At 37.6% G+C, this 7,294-nt stretch carries 6 protein-coding genes; all 6 read left to right on the top strand.

Going from position 1 to position 7,294, the window contains the following annotated elements; all coding sequences use genetic code 11:
* Nucleotides 1-330: 330 nt before the first annotated feature.
* On the top strand, nt 331-1,194 hold the full coding sequence (locus ACYQ21_RS14065) for a CvfB family protein (protein WP_460059175.1): 864 nt from the start codon (nt 331-333) through the stop codon (nt 1,192-1,194).
* Nucleotides 1,191-1,712 carry a peptide-methionine (S)-S-oxide reductase MsrA gene (msrA, locus tag ACYQ21_RS14060; protein ID WP_460059173.1) on the top strand — a complete coding sequence of 174 codons (522 nt, stop codon included), beginning with the start codon at nt 1,191-1,193 and terminating at the stop codon, nt 1,710-1,712. Before ACYQ21_RS14065 ends, msrA begins: the two co-directional genes overlap by 4 nt.
* Complete coding sequence (locus ACYQ21_RS14055; RefSeq protein WP_460059171.1) at nt 1,709-1,918, top strand: YozE family protein; 210 nt, start codon at nt 1,709-1,711, stop codon at nt 1,916-1,918. The genes msrA and ACYQ21_RS14055 overlap by 4 nt, the downstream gene beginning before the upstream one ends.
* Before the next feature lie 353 nt (nt 1,919-2,271).
* Complete coding sequence (locus ACYQ21_RS14050) at nt 2,272-4,788, top strand: DUF2339 domain-containing protein (protein WP_460059170.1); 2,517 nt, start codon at nt 2,272-2,274, stop codon at nt 4,786-4,788.
* 701 nt (nt 4,789-5,489) lie between these two features.
* Entirely contained in the window at nt 5,490-5,915 is a 426-nt protein-coding gene (gene rplK / locus ACYQ21_RS14045) for a 50S ribosomal protein L11 (RefSeq protein WP_003139488.1), read from the top strand.
* A gap of 174 nt (nt 5,916-6,089) precedes the next feature.
* On the top strand, nt 6,090-6,776 hold the full coding sequence (gene rplA, locus ACYQ21_RS14040; RefSeq protein WP_460059167.1) for a 50S ribosomal protein L1: 687 nt from the start codon (nt 6,090-6,092) through the stop codon (nt 6,774-6,776).
* Nucleotides 6,777-7,294: the final 518 nt, after the last annotated feature.

The raw sequence follows: 7,294 nt of genomic DNA, 5'->3' as shown, positions 1-7,294 counted from the left end.
GCCATATTTATATTATATCAAAACCAACCGTCTACAACAAGTGTGAAGTTGTAAAAAACTATCATATCCCTTGATATAATAGCTTTTGGGGGTGTATTTTTTAGTTTTAACTGTCAAACTCGGGAAATCGACCAGCACACTGCCAATAAAGAAGAAGAGCTTTTGACAGTTTAATTAATGATAGAACCATACAGTACATTTGTGTGGTTTTTTGATACTTTCGAGTGCGCACAACTCTGGACGGCTGTCAAGAACCAGCCTGCTTTTTATGTTATAATGGAGAAAATTGCATCTACTTAACTGCTGAGAAACGAAACTAAAGAGGATACTATGACAGATTTAAATGCCATCATGGCAACGATGATTACCGGAAAAATCACCGATGAAAACGAACAAAATTACTACATTCAAAAAGATGGCTTGATTTTTAGATTACCGAAAACTGAAAGCGATTTTGCCAATGGTGACGAGATTACAGGCTTCGCCTACACGGACAAGGCTGGCAAGCAACGCTTGACGCTAACAGAACCTGCAGCCACACGAGACACTTACGGCTGGGGGACTGTAACTGATGTCAGAAAAGACCTAGGTGTTTTTCTGGATGTCAACATTCCTGAAAAAGACATCGTTGTTTCCGTTGATATTTTGCCTGAACTTAAAGAGTTATGGCCAAAAAAAGGCGATAAGCTGTACGTTAAGCTGGATGTTGATAATAAAGACCGTATCTGGGGAGAGATAGCCTATCCTGAAACCTTTGTTCAGATGGCTGGCAAAGCTTATGATAACATGCAAAACCAGAATTTACACGCCATTGTCTACCGCAATAAACTCTCAGGAACTTTCGTCTACTTACCGGAAAATAATATGCTTGGCTTTATTCATCCAAATGAGCGTTTTTCTGAGCCACGTTTGGGGCAAGAGTTGGATGTGCGCGTGATTGGCTATCGTGAGATTGATAGCACGCTGAACCTCAGTCTGAAACCGCGCTCTTACGAGATGTTAGATGCAGATGCACAGCTAATCATGACCTACCTCGAGCAACAAGGTGGGCATATGCCTTTCTATGATAAATCAGCGCCTGAGGCCATTAAAGCGACCTTTGCCATCTCAAAAGGTCAGTTTAAGAAAGCGCTAGGTGGCTTGATGAAACAGGGTAAAATCAAGCAAGACGAGACAGGAACGACATTACTATGAGCCAAGAGCGTGCGATTTTTGCGGGTGGTTGTTTTTGGTGTATGGTGCAGCCTTTTGAGGAAAAGTCGGGCATTCTGAGTGTCCTCAGCGGCTACACAGGTGGCATGATCCAAAACCCGACCTATGAAGCTGTTTTAACTCAAAAAACGAGTCATACCGAAGCTGTTGAGATTATTTTTGATAACAGCGTCGTGAGCTATGGCGATCTAGTTGCGCTTTACTGGACGCTGACCGATCCGACGGATGCTTTCGGTCAGTTTCAAGACCGTGGCGATAACTACCGCCCAGTGATTTTTTATGACAATGCTGAGCAAAAACAAATCGCGACTGAAAGTAAGGCGCGATTACAGGTTTCTGGATGCTTCGATTTTCCGATTGTGGTGGCGATTGAGCCGAGTCAGACCTTCTGGCCAGCAGAAAGCTATCATCAAGGCTTTTATAAAAAGAATCCCACTCGATATGCCCAAAGCGCACAAATGCGACATGATTTTTTAGCTAGACAATGGGGGAAGAAATGAGTTTTTACACTTTTTTGATGAAACATCGGACCTATAAAGAAATCGATGACATTACCAAACTAGCCAATCTAGTCTATGAAGATACGACCTTTCCAAAACAATCATCAGATTTTGACGAGATTTCAAGTTATTTGGAAACACACGCCAATTTTGCTTTTAATCTATCAACTTTTGATGAAATTTGGGAACTGTATCTGGCAAGTTGATTTTCAGTTATGAATTAATTAAAGAAAGTCGCCAGTAATTGGTCTTTTTGAATTGAACAAAAGCAATAACTTTTCGTATTAAGTAGATAGGCATACTCAATTAAGCAAATAAAGCGAACGTTTTTGGCTATTTTCCGTCACTTCTTTGTTGACAAATCTTGACGTACACCTGTACGCCTACGACTTGTCGCCTTGAATTGACAAAAAAATATCTCAAAAATGTTGTACACTTTCTTTCTTTACTTAAATGAGTATACTTTAGAAAGTTAATTGCACCATTTTAGTAACCTTTATCAATCTTATAAGGTGTTAATAATAGAGCTATACAAATATGAAAAGAGAAAACATTTAAAATGGAAAACACAGCATTAAACGACTTGTTAAATCAGCAGAATCAGGCTGTTCAGCAACTTCGGGATTATATCGCTGATAATCATATTGACGAACTTGTTGTTCAAAATGAGCAGTTACACGATAAAATTGATACGATGATTCAGCAAAATCAGGTCTTATCAGCCAAAATTAGCCAGCAAGACCGTAAAATCGCCCAACAGCGTGCGAGCGTTATTGACTTGTTGCTAGAGTTGAAAGCTAAATATATCGGGCAAAATAGTCAAAAATTACGCAAAATATTAGGGGAAACTACAACGACTGGTTATCAAAAATTTGCCCAGTCACAAAAAGATTTCCAGCATGCCTTACATGAACTTGAACAATTTGTCCAAGATTTAGATAGGCAGAGCAATCAGGACTTGACAGCTCAGATTGCGAATTTGAAACAGCAAGCACAGCTCAGATTTGCACAAGAACGTGAGCTGCTGCAAGCTAAATCGCAAGAGACTGATCAACGTTTTATCCAGAATACAGCACAAGAAATGCTAGCACAACCAATTGATGAGGAAGTGGTCGAACAAACGCTTTCTGAAAATAAACTTGAAACGAAAATAGGCTTGAAAGTTTTCAATTATATTGGCATTGGTTTTATTTTTCTAGCAATGATTGTTTTGGGGCGCATGGGTGTTAGTCATGTTTCTGATGAGATAAAAAGTATTTTGCTATTTGCGACAGCCTTTCTATTTTTTGCTGGTGGTGAATATTTCCGTCGCAAAGGTAAACCGGTATTCTCACAAGGCTTGCTAGGTGGTGCTTTTGGGATTTATTACATTGCAACTTTTATCAGTTATTTTGTCTTTCATCTTTTTTCTAGCAGCATAACTTTGTATTTATTATTACTGATTGCAGTGGTCTCGTTTTGCTTTGCGACACTTTATCGCTCACGCGCGATTGGCATCCTTGCGACTGTTGGTGGCTATATCCCTTTAATCTCCTATCTGACATTAACAGACGTACCATCTGATATAGCGATAACGATTGCACGGATTTATGTCTTGTTGGTGACAACGGCTGCAGTCATATTAGCGCAACGTTTCAAATGGCAAGAGTTGACGCTCATTGCCTTTATCCTATTGACACCATGGCTTTATATCTTTGGCTTAGCTTATCCTAGTAATCTATTGATTAACCTGTGCTACGGTTTTTACTTCCTTGCTTTATTTATCGGTTTACCGCTCTATATTAATTTACAAAAGACGCTGAAATTATCGCCTTTAGACATGATTTCTGCTATCGGAACGCTTGTCAATTTTTCAATGCTATCACTTTGGGCGGGGATGACATCGTCTCAAACAATACTTGTTTTAACCCTTAATCTTGCCTTATATTGGGGACTTTCTTATTATCTTGAACATGAAAATGCTAGTGAAGAAGGCGTTCTAAGCCGCTTTAGTTTCATTGTGGGGGTGATTTATTCGTTCATCATCGCTTTGATTTGGGTACCGGATCATTTTGCGACTGATTTGACACAAGGCCTTGCTTTGATACTGCTCACAAGTAGTTTATTGACCTATGCCTATATATTTATGACTCAAAAATTAAGAAGCCGTATTTTCCGTGTTGTCAGTCTACTTGCAGCGATTGCTTATTATCTGACTTTTCTTATCTATTGGTTTTACGAGGGCTATAGCTTGTTTAGTGTATTGATTGGCATCCTGAGCTTTGCGGTAATGATTGCTAGTTTTGTGTTGATTAATCGCTCAAACTTCTTAAGAACAACTCGGAAATCAGTCTTAACGATTATCTATATTCATGGTAATCTCATGTTCGTGCCTCTAATGGGTGCTATTATAAATAGCGAATTTAATATGATTCATCAAGTATCAGTATCGACCATCTTACTTTTAGCAATGGCAATCGTTGTCATTGTCAGTCGATATTTCAAACTGTTCAATCAGACTTTAATTCCAGTCATTCATGGTAGTCTCATTATCGGAATGACGACATTTTTAGATTTAAGTATGCTGATTTTAAATGCTGATTTACAACTTGAAGATTTAATGCTGTTAAATCTACTTAATATTGCAGTTTTTTTCCTAGCTTATCGCCTGATAAAAGTCTTATACCTCAATCAAAAAATATCATTTTTTATCGCAATCATCAGTTTTTCAAGCTATTTCATGTTGAACTGTTTACTAATTGTTTACACTAGCTTTAACTTTGCTTATCTAACGATTAGTGTTGATGTGATTTTTGGTTTGATTGCGCTAGTTTATATTATCTATGGCTTTAAGCGATTTTTGCAACCTTTACGTGTCACAGGACTTGTTTTGATGTTGCTGGCAATGGCGAAACTACTTTTGTTAGACATCACTTATTCAAGTTTATTATCCAGAATGCTTGTGTTCATCGTCTTTGGCGTTCTATCCCTCTTGATTTCTTATAGTTATCAAACCGTTGTTAAGCAATATCGTGAAACTGAAGCGGTTTTAGCACAATCTGATTTGAAGGATTCAAATGACATGGAAATGTCATAGATGATTAAATAGACAGAATATTCTATGATGTAGGAAAGATATTTAAAATGTGTAGTTTTTTTGTGAGTAGAACGAATGGCTTCACCATCAATCGTCATGATTTTGGAATTAATAAAAGGCTCTATTAGTCTTATGAGTTGTTTTTTTGAACTTCTTTGAAATATCCTTATACCAATAACTTCAAGAACAAATGATCAGTTCCCAAAACATTTGAGTACCGATAGCTAGCTAAAGTTCGCCTATTTCTAAAGAAAACCAACATATAGGACTAATAGAGCCTAATATACTCATTTAACTATAAAAAAGGTTACACTTTCGACTAGATCCGTCACTTCATCGTTGACTGAATTGACGAATCTAGTTCAAAAGTTTTGTAACTTTTTTATAGTTAAACGAGTATAAAAATATCTTGACAGTTGTTTCACCAAATTGTTGGAGAATGTAGGTAGAAAGTGTTCTAATTAGACTGAAAACTATTGGAATTAAAAGGGTTTCTGATGTATTCATAAATATATCACGCTATTTAATAAATCATAAAATTTCCGTGGTTCAACGAACAAAAATCTTGACAATATATCAAGATAGCGGTATAATATTTTGGTATGCTTTATAAAAAGCAGACTGCGTGGGAGGGCGTTCGTCCATTAAACCACATCACGAGAAGAGATTTCGCAAGAAATCATTATTAGGAGGAAATTATCGTGGCTAAAGAAGTACAAAACATCGTTAAATTGCAAATTCCAGCCGGAAAAGCAACACCAGCTCCACCAGTAGGACCAGCACTTGGTCAAGCTGGTATCAACATCATGGGCTTCACAAAAGAATTTAATGCACGTACAGCTGACCAAGCTGGCATGATTATTCCAGTTGTGATCTCAGTATACGAAGACAAATCATTTACTTTCGTTACAAAAACACCACCAGCAGCTGTTTTGCTTAAAAAAGCAGCAGGTGTTGAAAAAGGTTCTGGTACACCAAACACTGTTAAAGTGGCAACTGTTACTAAAGCACAAGTTCAACAAATTGCTGAAACTAAAATGGAAGACCTTAACGCTTCATCTGTCGAATCTGCAATGCGCATGATCGAAGGAACAGCACGTTCAATGGGCTTCACTGTCGAAGGTTAATTTTCGATTTTTTCTGTCGTCATTTCAGACATGACTTTGGGTCACTTTTGTATGATAGAGAGTATCAAAATGCTGCTTTCAGACTGAGGTCTGAATGATGTAAACCACCGATCGACTATGATGAAGCGGTGGAAGGTTGCTTGCAACCGCTAAAACCACAAGGAGAGATTTATAATGGCTAAAAAAAGCAAACAATTGCGTGCTGCTTTGGAAAAAGTAGAAGCAAGTAAAGTATACACAGTTGAAGAAGCTGTTGCATTGGCACAAGAAACTAACTTCGCTAAATTTGACGCGACTGTTGAAGTTGCTTACAACTTGAACATCGACGTTAAAAAAGCTGACCAACAAATCCGTGGCGCAATGGTATTGCCAAACGGAACTGGTAAAACAGCTAAAGTTTTGGTTTTCGCTAAGGGTGAAAAAGCTGAAGAAGCTAAAGCTGCTGGCGCTGACTATGTTGGTGAAATGGAATACGTTGAAAAAATCAACGGTGGTTGGTTTGACTTCGACGTTGTCGTAGCGACACCTGACATGATGGCTGTTGTTGGTCGTCTTGGTCGTGTACTTGGACCACGTAACCTTATGCCTAACCCTAAAACTGGTACTGTAACAATGGACGTTACTAAAGCAGTTGAAGAAGTTAAAGCTGGTAAAGTAACTTACCGTGCTGAAAAAGCTGGTATCGTACACGTTGCTATTGGTAAAGTGTCATTCGAAACTGAAAAATTGGTTGAAAACTTTAAAGCAATCAACACTGTTATCGCTGCTGCTAAACCAGCAACTGCTAAAGGAACTTACATCCAAAGCTTGACAGTGACAACTACTTTTGGTCCTGGTATCAAAGTAGACCCAAACTTCTAAATTCAAGCAAATGATAAAAAGCTATTCAATTAAGAATGGCTTTTTCTCAACTTCAAAATTGAATTGCATACCTAAAGAGAGTTGAAAAAATGAGAGAAGTTCATCTATTTCTCGAAAATTTTTACGGAAAAATATGTTATTAAAAGAGATTGAAAATCTTGTTTTTTAACGACTAAGACGAGTTGTATGGCTAGAAGATGAGTGCAAATAAGAAAATAATATTATTTCTAATTTTTATTTTAGTTGACATTAGCTCTGACTTTGGATAAAATTTAATTATATTGGGATGTTTGAATTTTTAACTGTCTATCGGATGCCTACTTGTTCTCGTTAAGCGGGATTCTATCTTAAAGAACTTGAGAGAATCTTGCGCTTTTGTCATGCTGTTTGAGCACGACAAACGCATGAAATAAATAATTCCCTAGTATCTCTATTTATGTTAAAGTAAAAGAAAAGCTATTAAGGGAGTTCATGATGTACGAAATCTACGCGTATTTAGAAAGCGTCACAGATCCGCG

It is taken from the genome of Pseudolactococcus yaeyamensis (assembly GCF_054658615.1).
The sequence above is the reverse complement of the archived record's forward strand: the minus strand, read 5'-3'. Positions and strand labels throughout refer to the sequence as shown.